The sequence below is a fragment of the Muricauda sp. SCSIO 65647 genome, assembly GCF_021534965.1.
In the GTDB taxonomy this organism is placed as follows: domain Bacteria; phylum Bacteroidota; class Bacteroidia; order Flavobacteriales; family Flavobacteriaceae; genus Flagellimonas_A.
This window is the reverse complement of sequence record NZ_CP091037.1, coordinates 2,540,956-2,557,993: the sequence shown is the minus strand read 5'-3', so window position 1 is coordinate 2,557,993 and position 17,038 is coordinate 2,540,956. Positions and strand designations below refer to the sequence as shown.

19 protein-coding genes are annotated in these 17,038 nt (G+C 41.6%); 10 read left to right on the top strand and 9 right to left on the bottom strand.

The window, feature by feature from the left end; all coding sequences use genetic code 11:
• Positions 1–13: 13 nt before the first annotated feature.
• Complete coding sequence (gene radC, locus L0P89_RS11280; RefSeq protein ID WP_235265203.1) at positions 14–712, bottom strand: RadC family protein; 699 nt, start codon at positions 710–712, stop codon at positions 14–16.
• A 94-nt stretch (positions 713–806) separates the two neighbouring features.
• Between radC and L0P89_RS11275 the strand changes: the two genes are divergently transcribed.
• Complete coding sequence (locus tag L0P89_RS11275; protein ID WP_235265202.1) at positions 807–1,250, top strand: DUF1569 domain-containing protein; 444 nt, start codon at positions 807–809, stop codon at positions 1,248–1,250.
• Between the two features lie 47 nt (positions 1,251–1,297).
• On the opposite strand, the gene L0P89_RS11270 is transcribed toward L0P89_RS11275, so the two are convergent.
• Entirely contained in the window at positions 1,298–1,669 is a 372-nt protein-coding gene (locus L0P89_RS11270; protein WP_235265201.1) for an antibiotic biosynthesis monooxygenase, read from the bottom strand.
• 134 nt (positions 1,670–1,803) lie between these two features.
• On the opposite strand from L0P89_RS11270, the gene L0P89_RS11265 reads away from it, so the two are divergent.
• Positions 1,804–2,796, top strand: a complete 993-nt coding sequence (locus L0P89_RS11265; protein WP_235265200.1) for a GlxA family transcriptional regulator — start codon at positions 1,804–1,806, stop codon at positions 2,794–2,796.
• 56 nt (positions 2,797–2,852) lie between these two features.
• Here L0P89_RS11265 and murC read toward each other — a convergent pair whose 3' ends face one another.
• Entirely contained in the window at positions 2,853–4,208 is a 1,356-nt protein-coding gene (gene murC, locus L0P89_RS11260) for a UDP-N-acetylmuramate--L-alanine ligase (RefSeq protein ID WP_235265199.1), read from the bottom strand.
• A gap of 73 nt (positions 4,209–4,281) precedes the next feature.
• Here murC and L0P89_RS11255 point away from each other — a divergent pair, with 73 nt between their 5' ends.
• From L0P89_RS11255 to L0P89_RS11240, 4 genes are all read left to right on the top strand, one after another.
• Positions 4,282–4,593: a cupin domain-containing protein gene (locus L0P89_RS11255; protein WP_235265198.1), complete on the top strand. Its 312-nt coding sequence runs from the start codon at positions 4,282–4,284 to the stop codon at positions 4,591–4,593.
• Positions 4,594–4,633: 40 nt separating this feature from the next.
• A complete protein-coding gene (locus L0P89_RS11250; protein WP_235265197.1) occupies positions 4,634–5,419 on the top strand; it encodes an SDR family oxidoreductase in 786 nt (261 codons plus the stop codon).
• Complete coding sequence (locus tag L0P89_RS11245) at positions 5,416–6,165, top strand: CPBP family intramembrane glutamic endopeptidase (protein WP_235265196.1); 750 nt, start codon at positions 5,416–5,418, stop codon at positions 6,163–6,165. The genes L0P89_RS11250 and L0P89_RS11245 overlap by 4 nt, the downstream gene beginning before the upstream one ends.
• Positions 6,166–6,251: 86 nt before the next feature.
• On the top strand, positions 6,252–6,632 hold the full coding sequence (locus tag L0P89_RS11240; RefSeq protein ID WP_235265195.1) for a DoxX family membrane protein: 381 nt from the start codon (positions 6,252–6,254) through the stop codon (positions 6,630–6,632).
• A gap of 47 nt (positions 6,633–6,679) precedes the next feature.
• Here L0P89_RS11240 and L0P89_RS11235 read toward each other — a convergent pair whose 3' ends face one another.
• The 5 genes from L0P89_RS11235 to L0P89_RS11215 all read right to left on the bottom strand — a co-directional run bounded on the left by L0P89_RS11235 (position 6,680) and on the right by L0P89_RS11215 (position 11,700).
• Positions 6,680–7,405 carry a LytTR family DNA-binding domain-containing protein gene (locus L0P89_RS11235; RefSeq protein ID WP_235265194.1) on the bottom strand — a complete coding sequence of 242 codons (726 nt, stop codon included), beginning with the start codon at positions 7,403–7,405 and terminating at the stop codon, positions 6,680–6,682.
• On the bottom strand, positions 7,402–8,460 hold the full coding sequence (locus tag L0P89_RS11230; protein ID WP_235265193.1) for a sensor histidine kinase: 1,059 nt from the start codon (positions 8,458–8,460) through the stop codon (positions 7,402–7,404). The genes L0P89_RS11235 and L0P89_RS11230 overlap by 4 nt, the downstream gene beginning before the upstream one ends.
• Positions 8,461–8,864: 404 nt before the next feature.
• Entirely contained in the window at positions 8,865–9,389 is a 525-nt protein-coding gene (locus L0P89_RS11225; RefSeq protein WP_235265192.1) for a DUF4136 domain-containing protein, read from the bottom strand.
• A 58-nt stretch (positions 9,390–9,447) separates the two neighbouring features.
• On the bottom strand, positions 9,448–10,449 hold the full coding sequence (obgE, locus tag L0P89_RS11220) for a GTPase ObgE (RefSeq protein ID WP_235265191.1): 1,002 nt from the start codon (positions 10,447–10,449) through the stop codon (positions 9,448–9,450).
• A 129-nt stretch (positions 10,450–10,578) separates the two neighbouring features.
• Positions 10,579–11,700 (bottom strand): adenylate kinase, encoded by a 1,122-nt coding sequence (locus tag L0P89_RS11215; protein ID WP_235268028.1) that lies wholly within the window; start codon positions 11,698–11,700, stop codon positions 10,579–10,581.
• A 120-nt stretch (positions 11,701–11,820) separates the two neighbouring features.
• On the opposite strand from L0P89_RS11215, the gene L0P89_RS11210 reads away from it, so the two are divergent.
• From L0P89_RS11210 to L0P89_RS11195, 4 genes are all read left to right on the top strand, one after another.
• Positions 11,821–12,975: a 5-(carboxyamino)imidazole ribonucleotide synthase gene (locus L0P89_RS11210; RefSeq protein ID WP_235265190.1), complete on the top strand. Its 1,155-nt coding sequence runs from the start codon at positions 11,821–11,823 to the stop codon at positions 12,973–12,975.
• A complete protein-coding gene (gene purE / locus L0P89_RS11205; protein WP_235265189.1) occupies positions 12,972–13,463 on the top strand; it encodes a 5-(carboxyamino)imidazole ribonucleotide mutase in 492 nt (163 codons plus the stop codon). The genes L0P89_RS11210 and purE overlap by 4 nt, the downstream gene beginning before the upstream one ends.
• A 197-nt stretch (positions 13,464–13,660) precedes the next feature.
• Complete coding sequence (locus L0P89_RS11200; protein WP_235265188.1) at positions 13,661–15,706, top strand: M3 family metallopeptidase; 2,046 nt, start codon at positions 13,661–13,663, stop codon at positions 15,704–15,706.
• A 9-nt stretch (positions 15,707–15,715) separates the two neighbouring features.
• Entirely contained in the window at positions 15,716–16,567 is an 852-nt protein-coding gene (locus tag L0P89_RS11195) for a hypothetical protein (protein ID WP_235265187.1), read from the top strand.
• 72 nt (positions 16,568–16,639) lie between these two features.
• On the opposite strand, the gene L0P89_RS11190 is transcribed toward L0P89_RS11195, so the two are convergent.
• On the bottom strand, positions 16,640–16,993 hold the full coding sequence (locus tag L0P89_RS11190; RefSeq protein ID WP_235265186.1) for a hypothetical protein: 354 nt from the start codon (positions 16,991–16,993) through the stop codon (positions 16,640–16,642).
• Between the last annotated feature and the right edge of the window lie 45 nt (positions 16,994–17,038).

Genomic DNA, 17,038 nt, shown 5'->3' with positions numbered 1-17,038 from the left:
AAGCCCTTCAGCTCTACAGCACTCCTTCATCTGCAAAGCTGAAATAAGCCTTATGGGTAATGATAAGATGATCCAGCACCTTTATATCAAGAATACCTGAGGCTCTTTTCAATTTAACGGTCAATTCTTTATCAGCCTTGCTGGGCTTCAAGCTGTTTGAAGGGTGATTATGCGCCAAAATAAGTGCCACGGCACCCAATTCAAGGGCCTGCTTCATAACCAAACGCACATCGACCAAGGTACCCGTAATACCCCCCTTGCTCAATTGCCCCTTGTACACAACCTTATTGGAATTATTCAAGTAGAGAATCCAGAATTCTTCATGTTCGAGCTCACCGATAAGGGGTTGCAACAACTCAAAAGCATCTAAACTCGAAACGATCTTGGTAATTCGTTTGCTTTCTTCATCTCGTCGACGCCTTCCAATTTCAAGGGCCGCGGCAATGGTGATTGCCTTTGCTTCGCCAATGCCCTTAAACTGTGTAAGCTGTTTCACTGAAAGCCGGCCCAAATCGTTCAAACTGTTGTCAACCAAGGCCAATATCCGTTTTGAAAGCTCGACGGCACTTTCTTTTTTGCTACCAGACCCGATCAAAATAGCAATGAGCTCAGCATCTGAGAGTGCCAAACGCCCTTTTGACAACAGTTTTTCCCTAGGCCTGTCGTCATCGGCCCAATTTTTAATGGATAGCGATGCCGTTTTTTCATGCATGGGTTAAATATAGGGCTTTGATTGGATTGTTCGATTCAATAAAGAAATGCATGTGAAGTTTTTTGTATTTTGATATGCCGCTAAATCAATTTACATGAAATCACTTTTTAATCAGGGAGCATACGAAGAAATATTGGCACGAATTGACAAACTATCACCTGAAACACAACGGCTATGGGGCAAAATGAGTGTGGGGCAGATGGCCTGGCATTGCCAGTTTCCTTTGAAGATAGCCATAAAAAACGAAGATAGGGGAGTCAGTGGAAATCCCTTGGTACGCTGGTTCTTCAAAAAGTCACTCTACAATGATAAACTATGGCGCAAAAACCTGCCCACGGCCCCAGGACTCAAAGCTACCGAAGAAAAAGACTTTGAAACCGAAGTAACGAAATTAAAAGACTTGGTCAGACAATGTTATGCCATAAAAGACAGAACCGACTGGAGCCCCCACCCCCTTTTTGGTAAACTCACCCATCAGCAATGGGGGCAGATGGAGTACAAACACCTTGACCATCATTTGCGGCAATTTGGGGTTTAAGACTGAGTGATTGGATTTTAAGATTATCCGACAAAGGGATTTGAGTGTCAGGCCCTGTGAAATCCGAATATTCTAGGAGCGAAAGTGGCATTAAGTCCCATTGCGGTTGCCGCTTGCTTCATCTCTTCAGGAACCTGACCACAGAATAAAAATTCACCAGGAACAGCGATTTTCAGTAAATTCTCGAAATGTCCGGCAGCGGTTGTCCCCAAGTGAAACCCAACAGCTCCAGCATCTGCAAAAAGATCCATTACGATTAAAGTAGAAGACGTTTCATCAAAATAACATTCAACTTTCAACGCGCCCGGTTCGTTCGATTTCATTTGGCTTTCCACTTCTCTATAAATGGCTTTTAATTCTTCTGAGTTTCCTTCTCTGGCAATCCATTTATATACTACCATTACTTCTTGATTTTCCATGATTACTGTTTTTTAGAATTGAGTACATCACAAATGTATGTCGTTTTAATAGTAATAGTAGGTGTCTTTTTTGACAATATACAAGGTTGTTTACGACAATATTATTATTTATTTTTGACCATAATCCATTATTTATGAAGCATATCAGCGTAATTGTTCCATCAGGTAATAGCATTGTAGACACTATCATCGCACCTTTCAACATGCTTAAAATGGCAAATTCGCATTTCAAGCGGATCAATGAACTGGCAAGGCATCCATTTAAGGTGGATTTGGTGGGGTTATCAAAAGAACCCGTTCTGTATCAGGGCTTGTTCAGTGTACGGCCCACGGCCACCATTCATGACATACCAAAAACCGATTTGATCATCATCTCTCCAATAAGTGGAGATTTGGATATAGAAATTCAAAATAACATGGATTTTGTGGATTGGATCAAAACCCAGAGAATTGAAAATGGTTCTGAACTTGCAAGTCTATGTAAAGGAGCTTTTCTGTTGGCGGAAACTGGATTGGTCAATGGAAAATCTTGCGCCACGCATTGGACGGCGCACGAAACATTCAAGCGTAAATATCCAAACGTAAACTTGATACCCGAAAAAATAATTTGTGAAGACAATGGCATATACTCTAGCGGCGGTGCCTATTCTATTTTGAACTTCACGCTGTACTTAATAGAGCGGTATTTTGGCAGGGAAACGGCCATATGGTGCTCAAAGGTTTCTGAAATAGCATTTGACCGGTTAAGCCAGAGTGAGTTCATCATTTTTAGCGGGCAAAAAGACCACTCAGATGAACCGATCAAACAAGCCCAACTTCATATAGAAAACAATTACCAAGACAGGTTGGTAGTAGATGAGATTGCCCAAATGGTACATTTAAATGCCAGAAGTTTTCTAAGAAGGTTCAAGAAAGCTACTTCGAATACCCCATTGGAATATATACAACGGGTCAAGGTCGAAGCAGCAAAAAAGAGACTGGAATCGTCTACAAAAACCATACTTGAGATAATGTACGACATTGGATACAATGATGAAAAGGCATTCAGATCTACTTTTCGTAAATATTCCGGACTATCGCCCAAAGAATACCAAAGAAAATATAATAGGGAAATGGCATATGCCTAAACGGAAAAATCTGGTAATGTGTATGGCCCTTTAGATAGACAAGATGCCGCAGATCTCTACCCAAATCCCTTTTTAACCTTTTCAAAATCCAATCCCCCATAGTTGCCCGAACTCATCAACAAAAGGTTCGCATTTTCAAAATTTTGGGAATAAAGCCATTCTTGAAATGAGTCGGGGTCGGTAAAAACCCTCACGTCTTTTCTTTTGAACGCCGTGGCAATTTGCTCTGTGGTGACCGCTTCAAGTCGTTTGATCTTAACTGCTTCCGGTGAGTAATAGACCACTGCTTGGTCAGCCGCATCAAGGGCCCCTTCATATTCTTTTAAGAAATCGACATTGAGACTACTGTAGGTGTGCAGCTCAAGACAGGCCACCAACTTACGGTCGGGATATTGCGCCGCCACAGCTTGGGTCGTGGCCGCTACTTTGCTGGGTGAATGGGCAAAATCCTTAAAAACTGCATTGGTCGCCCCTTCTGCCAATTTCTCCAAGCGCTTGCTAGCGCCTTTAAAGGTGGTAATCGCCTCATAAAAATCGACCTCATCCACTCCCATTTGCTGACAAATCCATTTGGCGCCCATTAGGTTATTCAAATTATGTTTCCCAAATATTTCCAACGGCATTGGGCCATCTTCGGTTTCCAAAAAAGTAATTCCATTTTCAATTGAATGTTCTGGAGTTCTGTAGGGAAATTTTCGAATGGTATTCTGTGAAGCCTCCACTACCCTTTTTACTTCAACATCTTCTTCATTGTAGGTAATACTGCCTCCTTTCACGATACCATCTACAAAAATCTCGAACTGCTCAACATAATTTTCATAGGTGGTGAAAACATTGATATGGTCCCACGCAATGCCGCTCAACAGGGCAATATTGGCCTGGTAGAGGTGAAACTTGGGCCGGCGATCGATGGGTGAGCTCAAATATTCATCCCCTTCTAAAACCATAAAATCATTTTCTTCTGTCAGATGTACCATACGATCAAATCCCTCGAGTTGTGCACCTACCATATAATCAACTTCAATATCTTGATAATCAAGTACATGTAAAATCATCGAGGTGATGGTCGTCTTGCCATGACTGCCCCCAATGACCACACGGGTCTTGTTTTTTGATTGCTCGTACAGAAATTCGGGATAGGAATAGATTTTAAGTCCCAACTCTTGGGCTTTCTGAAGCTCAGGATTGTCAGGCTTTGCATGCATGCCCAGAATCACGGCATCTAAATCGGCAGTAATTTTTTCAGGAAACCATCCGAATTCTTCTGGCAACAGACCCTTCTTTGCCAATCGGCTTTTTGAGGGTTCATAAATAACGTCATCGCTCCCCGTAATTTTATAACCCTTATGCTCCAAGGCCAGTGCCAAATTGTGCATGGCGGCTCCGCCTATGGCAATAAAATGAATGCTCATTTTTGAAAATTTCTGACCAAAGATAGCCAATGGCCTTGAGGAATATTTTTAACTTGAGTATAAATTACAATCTATGAACCTATCAGAAATACCCTCCAAAGAAATCATGCCCGGATACCACGGAAAGTTGGTACACTCAAAATCAATGAGTTGGGCTTTCTGGACAGTCGAAAAAGGAGCTGAAGTGCCCGAACACCGCCATGTACATGAACAGATAATGCATGTGGTTGAAGGTGAATTCGAATTTACTTTGGATGGAAAAACAAAAGTATACACACCCGGTGATGTAGTGGTCATACCATCGAACATCACCCATTCTGGAAAAGCATTGACACCATGTAAATTAATGGATGTCTTTAGTCCGGTCAGAGAAGAATATATTTAGATATCAGAGATTAAATGTTAGGTATTAAAAATATATTGATATGGTAATAAGTCTGATAGGGAAAAAAGCACTGGTCGGTGGCAGCAGTAGGGGTATTGGCCTTGCTATTGCAGAGCAACTGGCCGCAAGTGGAGCCAGTGTAACCCTAATGTCTCGCAGTAAGGAAAAACTAAAAAATCTCATTGACCATCTTTCAACAGATAAAGGGCAAAAACATCAATATCTGGCCGTCGATTTTACAGATTTTAAGGGATACCAAGAAATACTCGAACGATATTTTGAAAAGAACTCCATAGACATCTTGATCAATAACACCCAAGGTCCTGAAGCCGGTGGTGCTTTGGAAAAGCGAGTTGTTGATTATCAGCAAGCTTTCGACCTCTTGTTCAAAACGGTAGTGTTCACGACAGAACTTGCCCTCGAACAAATGCAAAAAAATCAATGGGGACGCATCATCAATGTGGCCTCCATTTCGGTAAAAGAACCGTTAAGCTACCTAGCCCTTTCCAATTCGATTCGGGCAGCAGTGGTCACCTGGGCCAAAAGCCTCTCATTTGATGTGGCAAGAGAAGGTATTACCGTCAACAACATACTTACAGGTTATTTCGATACTGAACGTATTGCACAATTGAATGCGAAAAAAGCGGAAAAATTGGGAGTGCCACAGGCCGAAGTGCGCTCAACCATGGAAAACCAAGTGCCTGTGAAACGAATCGGTGACCCCAAAGAATATGGTTATCTGGTCGCTTTCTTGGCTTCACAACAGGCAAGTTATATCACGGGAACCAATATCCCCATTGATGGTGGACTTTTGAAATCGCTATGATGGATCACTTCAGACCCTTTCTGAAGCAAAAGCTAAAATTCAATCAAAAACTGGGGCTGTTCTTGATTCTGGCCTTTGGTATTCCCCGATTCATCATTGTCTTGAATGCCAGCAAAACTGGAGATTATCGACTTACCTCTATCATTTTTGTCGCCATGTGGCTACTTCCCTTTTTATTGTTGAACAAATCGGGGAGAGTGGAAATCGGAATCAAAAAACCGAAACGTCCGGTAGGGTTGCTTTGGGGAACATTGGCAGGTACCGCCTTTTGTGCGTTGGTATGGTGGCTGGGCGACATGTTTTACGGAAACACCTTGAACAATTGGCTCGTCTATATCTCCAATTCATACCAGGTGCCCAAAAGTGAAAATTTCGAAGAAGTACGGTTTGTTTACTTTCTGATTTTCGGGATTACCAGTATGATTTTTAGCCCTATTGGTGAAGAATTGTTATATCGAGGTTTCATACATCGGTGTTTTTCTGAAAAATTAGCTGAGAACAAGGCATCACTTGTAGACAGTGCGGCATTTGCCTTGACCCATTTGGCCCATTTTGGAATTTTATACGTAGACAATCATTGGGAGTTCAACTTGATTCCTGCCCTCATTTGGGTTATTTTGATGTTTTTTGCTTCTAGAATTTTCTTTTGGTCAAAACAGATGACAAACTCCATTTTAGGAGCCATCCTCAGTCATGCGGTATTCAACTTGACCATGACCTACTTCATTTTTTTTCATATTCTCTGATTATGAAAAATCATATTATTTAGAAATAAAATAGATAATCATCAATAAATGAGTACTTTTATTGTTCAATCAACAACTATTTACCTATGAATTCAAAAGTTTTTATGGTCGTAAGAATTCTTCTCGGCCTTTTCGTATTGGTTTTTGGACTGGATAAGTTTTTTCATTTTGTACCCATGGACCAAAGTGCTATGAGCGAAGCAGCCATGGGTTACATGGGAGGTCTTGCAGCTGCCAAGACGATTTATTTAGTGGCTATTGTTGAAATTTTGGCCGGTTTGGCCTTATTGTTCAACAAATATGGTGCATTGATGGCCTTAATCTTAATGAGTGTCTCAGTAAATGCTGTATTGTTCCATGCGACGTTGGAGCCGGCTACGATTCCAGGTTCTCTAATTCTTATTGTTTTGAACGTTCTTGTTCTTTTTGGCTACAAGGCCAAGTATAAGGATCTACTTGCGGGATAGCACTTCTTTTTTGAAAACGATCGAAGACCCGCTACTAGCGGGTTTTTTTATAGGCTCATCCGGTCTTTGAACAGATATGATTGACGGCGTGAAACCTCTATCTCATCGCCGTTCTTCATGGTTAGTTTCAGTTTACCGTTAAACCAGGGTACCACTTGTTCTATAAAATTGGTATTTACCATTTGTTGTCTATTTGCCCTGAAAAATGCTTGTTCTGGTAACTTTTCCTCAATTTGGTTCAACGATTTGTAGAGCATTGGCCTTTCATCTTCAAAATAGACCCGGGTATAATTGCCCACGATCTCAAAATGGGAAATATCACCGATTTTGACCAACCAACATTTTTCTCCGTCCTTGATGAAGATTTGGCTCGACTCGTTGAGCTTGCGCGTGTCCGCTTTGCTTTCTTGCTTGCCTTCCAACTTTGCCCTGGCTTTGTCTATGGCCTGTGCAAAACGTTTTGGATTGATGGGTTTCAACAGATAATCCAACGCATTGTACTCAAAAGATTTGATGGCATACTCATCAAAAGCGGTCGTAAAAATGGTGATGGGCACTTCATCGAGCATTTCTAACAGTTCAAAACCATCTTTTTCGGGCATGTTAATGTCTAAAAACAATAGATCGGGCAACTCTTTTTGTATGAGTTCAAAGCCCAAATCAACATTTTCGGCCTCACCTTTGAGTTCTATCTCTTTGTGTTCTTTGATCAGCTCCTTAAGCTCGTTACGGGCCAGGCGCGAATCTTCGACAATAACGGCGCTGATCTTCATGTCAAGGGAATTTTGATATCGGCCAATACTTCTCCATTTTCTTCGGTCAGCGTAAAAATGGCGGTTTCACCATAAAGCAATTTCAATCGTTGTTTGATGTTTTCGAGTCCTACCTGGGTAGAATCTTTTGCCATTTTCAATTTGCCGGTATTCGAAACCCTGATATGCAATTGATTGTTTGACCTTTTGATGGCAAGTATGATTTTTCCGCCTTCCTTTAAGTTTGAAATACCGTGTTTTGTTGCATTCTCAACCAAGAGTTGAATAATCATCGGCGGAATCTGTATGGGCAATGTCTCTTTATCGACTTCCTTAACGAACACCAATCGATCTTCAAACTGAATTTTGGAAAGGGCTATATAGTTATCGACCATTTCAAGTTCTTCTTCAACAGCAATGGCGTTCACATCGTTTTTGGTAAGTGAGTAGCGCAGCATCTCTGAAAGTTTGGTCAACATATCACGCGATCTTTGAACATCCTCCAGCATCAATCCACGAATATTGTTGAGGCTATTGAACATAAAATGCGGGTTTATCTGCCCTTTCAAGGTATTCAACTGTGCTTGTTTCAAATTAGAACTGAGCTCTAACCGTTCAATTCTGTTCATATTCATTTTGAGCAGCAATTTGATGACCAGATAGCAAGCCATCCAAACACCTATCAAAAAAAACGAATTGACAACCAAAAGCCAGAAGTTGTCGTATGTTTCAAGAATATTTTTTTCAATTTCAGATAGTTCTGGACCAAACTTTTTGTACATATAGCCAGAGAGAAAATTAAGAGTGGCAAAAAAAGAAGAGGTCAGTATAAAGGCAACAACGATTTTTGTCAGCTCCTTAAATGTAAGATCGTCAAATAAGACACTCTTTTTCAAATACCATCGCAACAATGAAGTTGAAAGAATACCGATGAAAATACCAGTAACCACTGAATAGGTTACAAACTCAGGACTAAATTTTTTAAAAAAAAGAAAAGAAACGGAATTGATAAACCCCCAACCCAAAAGCTGTAACATCCAAAAAAGGAGATTTCTTCTTTTTTCTGTAAGGTTCATCTATAAAATCTACTTAACAAAGGTGATATATGCCAAATATAACTGATTCGCAGTTGAGCATATTACTATAGTGCATGAAGAAGTTTTTGGGTCAAATATCAGTAGTAATCTAAGCCTTTACCATTTTCACCATCTTTATCAAGCTTTTTCCAGCTCTAGATGTAGACACGTACAGCAATTCTTTAGAACTCGTTTTTGCTTTCATTGGTCACACCAGATTACAAAAAAATGGTGACCAAAACATTCACGATCAATTTTACCAATGCGATCATTTGTCTGATTTTTATGAATTAAAATATTTATGCGACAAATGTATGGGGGGAAGAATGCTCCCGAAAGAAGATTATGACCAACGGTCATTTCAACTTACCGAACGGTAAATAAGCGGCGACAAGTCGGTTTTCTTATTTCTGCTCAGGAGGAAACTTTGAGAATACCTTGGCGGCCAAGGCCTTTATTTTTTCATAACGTTCAAAGGGGGAAGCATTGTCTCTGTAACCACTTTCTGAAATAGCTTGCCAAAAGAGCGCATTTTTTTGTGAATCAACAAAGTCGAATTGAATCTGGCGTTCAATACCTGAACCACCAATAGGTACACCTACAGATACGCCTCCACCAACATTGCGCCCAGTACCGCCCACGCCCACTCCTATGGCATTGTTCGAGGCTCTTTGATATTCTGAACTGATGATATTGACCAAAAAATCAGGTTCTTCTGAAAGAAGAAATCCTTTAGCCTGCAAAATAGAATCCATCACCTTGAGCAAACGACGTTCATCAAGCTCGCTCAACCCGGTCTCCATATCTCCAAAATAGTTGTAGGTGGCGTAATTTGAGAAATCGGTCGATTTATCGTAGTCATAGCTCACCCTACCGCCCGCACATGAGACCAATAGCATAAGAATGAACAAGAAAACAACCCTTTTCATGAGATGCTCTTTTCTTAAAAATACTAATTATCTGGATTGAAATGGTGAGGTTTCGCCGTTATTCGTTCAATAACACCCAAAGTTTGTCTTTCAGTTCTTGAATACCCATTTGGGCCACCGATGACATGAAAAGATATGTTACATCAACAAATTCTTTATCAAGCTCTTGCCGCATTTCGGCAATTAGTTCATCATCGAGCATATCGCTTTTTGAGATGGCGACCAGCCGCTGCTTATCCAACAATTCAGGATTGTACCTTCTGAGCTCATCCAACAAAATCTCATATTCTTTTGAAATATCGCTACTATCTGCGGGTATCAAAAACAGTAAGGTGGCATTTCGCTCGATATGGCGCAAGAAATAATGGCCCAATCCCTTTCCTTCAGCAGCTCCTTCAATGATGCCCGGTATGTCGGCCATCACAAAACTTTTGAAATCTCGATATTCGACTATGCCCAAATTCGGTTTCAAGGTCGTAAACTCATAATCGGCAATTTTGGGCTTTGCTGAGGTCATCACCGATAACAGGGTAGATTTACCGGCATTGGGGAAGCCCACCAATCCGACATCGGCCAAGACTTTCAGTTCAAGTGTGATTTGCTTCTCTTCACCTGATAGCCCTGGTTGTGCATATCGTGGGGTTTGGTTGGTCGAAGATTTGAAATGCCAGTTGCCACGACCGCCCAATCCGCCTTGCAACACGGTTTTTTCCTCACCATCCTCGGTAATTTCGAACAGTATATTGTTTGTTGCGGTGTCACGAACTACCGTGCCCAATGGCACTTCGAGATAGACATCTTCACCTTTGGAACCTGTACTGCGCTGCTTACCACCGTGTTCACCATGGCCTGCCTTGAAATGTTTCTGAAATTTATAATGGATGAGTGTCCAAAGATTTTTGTTGCCCCGAACAATGACATGCCCCCCTCTGCCTCCATCGCCGCCATCAGGGCCCCCTTTGTCAACGTATTTTTCACGACGTAGGTGTGCAGATCCTTGTCCCCCTTTTCCCGAGGCGACATGCACCTTGACATAATCAACAAAATTGCCTTCTGTCATTTTAAGGGGTTTTTACAATTTGGGATTTAGAGGCCCAAGATTTGTACAAAGGGCCGATTATAATGAAATAGCCATCATTTCTTCATGGCCACTCCACAAACAGGTGAACAACTGAACCTTTGAACTTCGCTAACCTTGAACCTTTAGCACTTCATCAATCACTGTAAGCAATCGTTCTGTAATCTCTGAAATTCCACCTATACCGTTTACAGTATGAAACTTGCCCTGCCTGTTGTAGTATTCTTTTAAAGCGGCCGTTTTTTGGTTGTATTCATCAAACCGATTGCGGATTTTAGCTTCGTCTTGATCGTCTGAACGGCCACTTTCCTTACCGCGTTCCAACAAACGAGCGACCAAAATATCGTCATCAGCTTCCAACGCGATAGTAGCATCTACCTGCATTTCTTTTGATTCCAAGAAATTGTCCAACGCTTTTGCCTGTGCCACAGTTCTTGGAAATCCGTCAAAGATGAATCCTTCTGCGTCACCACTTTTCTCCACTTCTGCCTTCAGCATATCAATGGTCACCTCATCAGGCACCAACTCGCCCTTATCGATATACGATTGGGCCAATTTGCCCAGCTCGGTACCGTTCTTCATATTGTAGCGAAACACGTCACCGGTAGAAATATGCTTCAGATTATATTTTTCCTTTAAAAAACCTGCTTGGGTTCCCTTACCTGCTCCGGGTTTTCCAAAAAGTACTAGATTGATCATATTATTTTGGTTTAGTTGATATACTTCCCTTAGGTTTCTTCCCAACTCTTTGTAATCGAGTCCATAGCCCACAATAAAACTGTTGGGTATCTCAATGCCCACATAATCGATATTGTACTCGCCATTGTAGATTTCAGATTTATAGAACAGCGAAGCAATCTTGAATTCTTTTACGTTAGATTTTGAAAAAAGATGCACCAACTGTTGCAAGGTGCGCCCAGTGTCGATAATGTCTTCGAGAATGATGACACTGCGCCCTTCAATATCTTCAGAGATATCCAATAACGTTTCTACAATACCCGTAGAGGTCAGGCCCTGATATGAACTAAGTTTCACAAAAGTAACTTCACAATGATGCTTGTATTCCTTCAAAAAATCAGATACGAACATAAATGCTCCATTAAGCACGCCCACAAAAATCGGCACTTCGTGTTTGTAGTCACGTGCCACCTCTTGGGCTATTTTTTTGACCGCTTCTTGAATGGCCGCCTCATCTAAATAGGGTCTGAACTGTTTGTCGTGCAACTTTATCACGCGTTCTCGATTCAATTTGGTTGGCAAAGATAACATTTTTAACCGCTTCTTTTTTAAGGGGTTTTCAGCGCATTTTGTGATTTCGGTGTATTTTTGCAACCACTCACAATAACTCGATTGATGGATTATTTTTCTTCGGATTTCAAACTGGGCATTTTAGGCGGAGGACAACTCGGGAAAATGCTGCTCTACGAAACCCGAAAATGGGACATTTTCACCAAAGTCATGGATGCCTCGAAGGAAGCGCCCTGCAAAATCGCCTGCAATGAATTTATTTTAGGGGATTTATTGGATTTTGATGCGGTTCATGATTTCGGAAAAACAGTGGATGTGCTGACCATCGAAATCGAAAATGTCAATGTAGATGCGCTTGAAAAGTTAGAAGATGGGGGCATAAAGGTCTATCCTCCGACCAAAGCCTTGAGAACCATACAAAACAAGGCAAAGCAGAAGCTTTTCTATATAGATAACGATATTCCCACGGCAGCGTTTTCGCGCTTTGCCTATGCCAGTGAAATAAAAGACAGTATTGAAAACGGCGTATTGGAATTTCCTTTTGTTTGGAAAAGTGCCCAGTTTGGGTATGATGGCCAAGGGGTGAAGATCATACGAAAAGTAGAAGATTTAGAGGGATTGCCGCCCGGGGAGTGCATCACCGAAGAAATGATTCCATTCAAAAATGAACTGGCCGTCATCGTTGCACGCAATATTGATGGTAAGCGTATTACCTACCCTGTGGTAGAAATGGAATTTCACCCAGAGGCCAATCAAGTAGAGTATGTCATTTGTCCTGCAAGGATTGATGGGGAAGTAGCCAAAAAAGCCCGTGAAATCGCACTGAAGGTATCTGAAAAAATCGAACATGTGGGCTTATTGGCCGTAGAGATGTTCCAGACCCATGAAGATGGGATTTTGGTCAATGAGGTGGCCCCACGCCCCCATAACAGTGGCCATTACAGTATTGAGGCCAGTTACACCAACCAATTTGAGCAGCATATCCGTTGTATTCTTGGACTCCCATTGGGAAGAACCGATAGCAAAGTGGCCGGGGTCATGGTCAATCTGGTAGGGTCCGAAGGGCATACCGGTGAAGTCGTCTATGAAAATATCGACAACATCATGGCCAAAAGAGGGGTCACCCCCCATATTTATGGCAAAAAACAGACGAGGCCTTTCCGTAAGATGGGCCATGTGACCATCGTGAACGAGAATGTTGACCGGGCAAGGGAAATCGCCCAACAAGTAAAAGAAAAAATCAAAGTTGTAAGCAAATGAGCAAAGTCGCCGTCATCATGGGCAGTACCAGTGACCTTCCGGTCATGCAAGATGCCATCGATATTTTAAAAGGATTTGACATTGAGGTAGACGTAGACATTGTCTCTGCCCATCGAACCCCTGAAAAACTGTTTGAATTTGGTAAAAATGCCCATAAAAATGGGTACGCCGTAATAATTGCCGGTGCAGGTGGCGCAGCCCATTTACCTGGTATGGTCGCTTCATTATCGCCGCTTCCCGTAATTGGCGTTCCAGTCAAAAGCTCCAATTCCATTGATGGTTGGGACTCCGTCCTTTCCATTTTACAGATGCCTGGGGGGGTTCCCGTGGCTACCGTGGCACTAAATGGAGCCAAAAATGCGGGAATCCTTGCAGCGCAGATTATTGGAAGTTCAGATAAATGTGTCATGGATAAAATTGAGATCTATAAAGCCGGACTCAAAGAAAAGGTTATAAAAGGGGCAAAAACAGTTAGGGGTAAGCAGTAGACTGTAGACTGTAGAGAAAAAATCGCGACAATTTGTGAAATTCGTGTCCAATCGAGGCTTTATGACTTGTGCAAACTAAAATCACACCTCGAACCTTGAACCCTGAACCTTGAACCCTGAACCTTGAACCCTGAACCCTGAACCCTGAACCCTGAACCTTGAACCTTGAACATTAATATAAAAATCACTTCGTTAAAATGTCCCAAAGTGTAAAAAAAACCAACAACCCCCTGCTCCAACCCTTTGATCAAGCCCCATTCTCAAAAATCAAGAACGAGCATTTTAAACCTGCTTTTTTGGAAGCGATGGAATCAGCTCGAAATGAGATCGATGCCATCGTTAAAAATCCAGAACCACCAAGCTTTGAAAATACCATTGCGGCTTTAGACTACTCTGGTTATCGGTTAGAAAGAGTTTCAAGCGTTTTCTTTAACCTGAATTCGGCAGAAACCAATGAGGAAATTCAGAAAATTGCACAAGAAGTTTCTCCCCTACTATCTGAATTCAGTAACGATATAACACTCAATGAAGCGCTTTTTGCCAAGGTCAAGTCGGTTCATGAATCAAAAGAAAGCTTGCACCTTAACCCTGAGCGAAGAACGCTACTTGAAAAACGTTACAAAAGCTTCAGTCGAAACGGGGCCAATCTTCCACAAGAAAAGAAAAAAAGGCTTCGGGAAATCGATGCGGAGCTGGCTAAGTTGAAGCTAAAATTTGGGGAGAATGTGTTGGCAGAGACCAATAAATATGAAATGCACCTCACCAATGAAATTGATTTGGACGGGCTTCCCGAAGGTGCAAAGGAAATGGCGGCCCAATTGGCCAAATCAAAAGGGAAAGAAGACTGGTTGATCACGTTGGATTATCCGAGCTATATCCCCTTTATGAAATATGCCAAAAATCGCGAGCTCAGAAAAGAATTGGCCTTGGCCTTCGGAAGCAAAGGTTTTCATGGTGATGAATTGGACAATCAAGAAAACGTTCTGAAAATTGTCAATCTGAGGCACGAAAGGGCCAAGCTATTGGGATATGACACACATGCCCATTTTGTACTCGAAGAACGTATGGCCGAAAATCCTGAAAAGGTATTGGATTTTCTAAACGAGTTACTCGAAAAAGCAAAACCCGCCACTAAAAGGGAATTTGCCCAATTACAAGATTTTGCCCGCGATTTGGATGGTATCGAAGATTTACAAAAGTGGGACGGCGCCTATTATTCCGAAAAGTTAAAGCAAAAGTTATTCGATTTAGACGATGAGAAACTCAAGCCCTATTTTAAGCTTGAAAATGTAATTGATGGGGTGTTCAAAGTGGCCGAGAAGCTCTTTGGATTGACCTTCAAAGAAGTTTTTGACGTTGAAACCTATCATAAAGAGGTAAAAACCTTTGAGGTCTATGACCAAGACCGAAATTTTATCTCATTGTTCTATGCTGATTTTCACCCAAGATCAGGTAAACGCGGTGGGGCTTGGATGACCTCATTTAAATCGCAGTTCAGAAAAAATGGTGAAAACGTGAGACCTCACGTCTCCAATGTCTGCAATTTTACGCCATCTACTGAAAGTAAGCCTTCTTTATTGACTTTCAATGAAGTGACCACACTCTTCCATGAATTTGGCCATGCGCTGCACGGTATGTTGGCCGATACCACCTACCCGAGCCTTTCGGGCACTTCGGTCTACTGGGATTTTGTGGAACTTCCGAGTCAAATCATGGAAAATTGGTGCTATGAAAAAGAGGCCTTGGAATTGTTTGCCCATCACTATGAAACCGGGGAATTGATTCCCATGACATTGGTTGAAAAAATAAAGGAATCCGCCACGTTTCAAGAAGGCATGCAAACCCTTCGCCAATTGAGCTTTGGATTGTTGGATATGGCTTGGCATGGCCAAGACCCCACTTCCATCAAAGATGTAAAAGCTTTTGAAACCGAAGCTTTTAAAGGCACACAACTTTATCCTGACACTCCTGAAACCTGTATGAGTACAGCCTTTGCCCATATTTTTCAGGGCGGCTATTCTTCAGGCTATTATAGCTACAAATGGGCCGAGGTATTGGATGCCGATGCATTTGCCTATTTTAAGGAAAACGGCATTTTCAATCCACAGATTGCCAAAAAGTTCAAAGAGCATATACTTTCAAAAGGAGGTACGGAAAACCCCATGGAACTCTATAAACGCTTTCGGGGGCAAGAACCAAAAATCGAAGCATTGTTGGAAAGGGCGGGATTGCTAACCCAGTAAAATGAATTCATGCGACAATTTTTAATTCTATCGACTTTATTATTTGGCAGCCTAGTTAGTGCGCAAGAAGCCTTTATTTTCAAAACCAGGTTTGAACCGAACTCAAAATATATCACAAAGACTATTTCTAAAGCCAACAGCACCGTGAATTTTAATGCCGATGCAGCAATTTTGGAAGGCATGAAATCCAACGGAATGGAATTGCCCATAGTAATGCAGCAAGAAAGTGATATGACAATAATTAACCAGACCCATGAAAAAGATGGCGAGGGTAATGTTCCTTTTACCATTTTCTATGACAAAATGGAAGCCTCCACTACAATGAATGGAAATACCATGCCCCAAGAAAAAAATCCTTTTTTGGGAGTCAAAATTTATGGGGAATACTCCTTTGAAGGAAAAATGAAACTCGATTCCATCGCTGGAGAAGGCCTAGACGAGCAAATAAAGAATACACTCAAAGCCACATTGGTACAAGCCCAAAATCTGGTTGAATTTCCAAAAGATCCGATTCAAGAAGGGGATTCATTTATCAACAACACTCCCATGACCATACCCATGGGCAATATGAAGCCTATGGAAATTATTATTATTTCTACGTATCATCTTAAAAAAATTGAAGGGCAAATTGCATTTTTTGACATTGCCCAATCCATCTCCATGGCCACAGGACAAGAAAACATGAATCTTAAGGCAGAAGGTGAAGGCACCGGAAAAATGCAATACGACATTGCAAATTATCTGATGATCAGAAATGAGACCATACTGCCCATGAAGATGGAAATGGAGATGCCCAACAATATGAAAATGTTAATGGAGATGCAAACCAACACCATTGCTACAACAACCATTAGTAATTAAAAAGCAGATCAGGTTGGCCTATCGATTTCTTCAGTGATAAAGTTCAAAGGGGCACAGGATTTTTGGCATGATTCACTCTAGAAAAATGTAATCCGTATAATTTTGGATAGACTCCAAAGATTTTACATATTTAGGTAAGCTGTCTAAAAGCATAACCTGCCCCGGGCGCCAAAGTTTAAGGGCCGCTTCGGGAATATTGTCTTCTCCAGAATGTTCGTACGGAAAGTAAAAATCACGCGTGGCCTTATTATCAAATAGCAACAGATGCACATAATTGCCCTTGTTATCGCCCCGTTCTCCCTTAATGATATATGATTCTACACCTGGGACATACTTTTTGAACGTCGGGGTCAACTGCTCTCTGCCGAATCGTTCCAATTCGGTGGGTTCGGTATTTTCTAAAAGGGTCAAGGGACGAAAGGCCATGATTTTGCCAGATGGTTCCTCCTTCTCTTGACCAAGGCCTACCAA

What these genes read in the sequence shown, in the direction of transcription:
- L0P89_RS11275 (WP_235265202.1), top strand. Translation starts at nt 807, where the DNA reads ATGAAATCACTTTTTAATCAGGGAGCATACGAAGAAATATTGGCACGA.
- L0P89_RS11270 (WP_235265201.1), bottom strand. Translation starts at nt 1,669, where the DNA reads ATGGAAAATCAAGAAGTAATGGTAGTATATAAATGGATTGCCAGAGAA.
- radC (WP_235265203.1), bottom strand. Translation starts at nt 712, where the DNA reads ATGCATGAAAAAACGGCATCGCTATCCATTAAAAATTGGGCCGATGAC.
- L0P89_RS11190 (WP_235265186.1), bottom strand. Translation starts at nt 16,993, where the DNA reads ATGGCCTTTCGTCCCTTGACCCTTTTAGAAAATACCGAACCCACCGAA.
- L0P89_RS11245 (WP_235265196.1), top strand. Translation starts at nt 5,416, where the DNA reads ATGATGGATCACTTCAGACCCTTTCTGAAGCAAAAGCTAAAATTCAAT.
- L0P89_RS11225 (WP_235265192.1), bottom strand. Translation starts at nt 9,389, where the DNA reads ATGAAAAGGGTTGTTTTCTTGTTCATTCTTATGCTATTGGTCTCATGT.
- L0P89_RS11235 (WP_235265194.1), bottom strand. Translation starts at nt 7,405, where the DNA reads ATGAAGATCAGCGCCGTTATTGTCGAAGATTCGCGCCTGGCCCGTAAC.
- L0P89_RS11255 (WP_235265198.1), top strand. Translation starts at nt 4,282, where the DNA reads ATGAACCTATCAGAAATACCCTCCAAAGAAATCATGCCCGGATACCAC.
- L0P89_RS11200 (WP_235265188.1), top strand. Translation starts at nt 13,661, where the DNA reads ATGTCCCAAAGTGTAAAAAAAACCAACAACCCCCTGCTCCAACCCTTT.
- purE (WP_235265189.1), top strand. Translation starts at nt 12,972, where the DNA reads ATGAGCAAAGTCGCCGTCATCATGGGCAGTACCAGTGACCTTCCGGTC.
- L0P89_RS11210 (WP_235265190.1), top strand. Translation starts at nt 11,821, where the DNA reads ATGGATTATTTTTCTTCGGATTTCAAACTGGGCATTTTAGGCGGAGGA.
- L0P89_RS11240 (WP_235265195.1), top strand. Translation starts at nt 6,252, where the DNA reads ATGAATTCAAAAGTTTTTATGGTCGTAAGAATTCTTCTCGGCCTTTTC.
- L0P89_RS11250 (WP_235265197.1), top strand. Translation starts at nt 4,634, where the DNA reads ATGGTAATAAGTCTGATAGGGAAAAAAGCACTGGTCGGTGGCAGCAGT.
- obgE (WP_235265191.1), bottom strand. Translation starts at nt 10,449, where the DNA reads ATGACAGAAGGCAATTTTGTTGATTATGTCAAGGTGCATGTCGCCTCG.
- L0P89_RS11265 (WP_235265200.1), top strand. Translation starts at nt 1,804, where the DNA reads ATGAAGCATATCAGCGTAATTGTTCCATCAGGTAATAGCATTGTAGAC.
- L0P89_RS11230 (WP_235265193.1), bottom strand. Translation starts at nt 8,460, where the DNA reads ATGAACCTTACAGAAAAAAGAAGAAATCTCCTTTTTTGGATGTTACAG.
- murC (WP_235265199.1), bottom strand. Translation starts at nt 4,208, where the DNA reads ATGAGCATTCATTTTATTGCCATAGGCGGAGCCGCCATGCACAATTTG.
- L0P89_RS11195 (WP_235265187.1), top strand. Translation starts at nt 15,716, where the DNA reads ATGCGACAATTTTTAATTCTATCGACTTTATTATTTGGCAGCCTAGTT.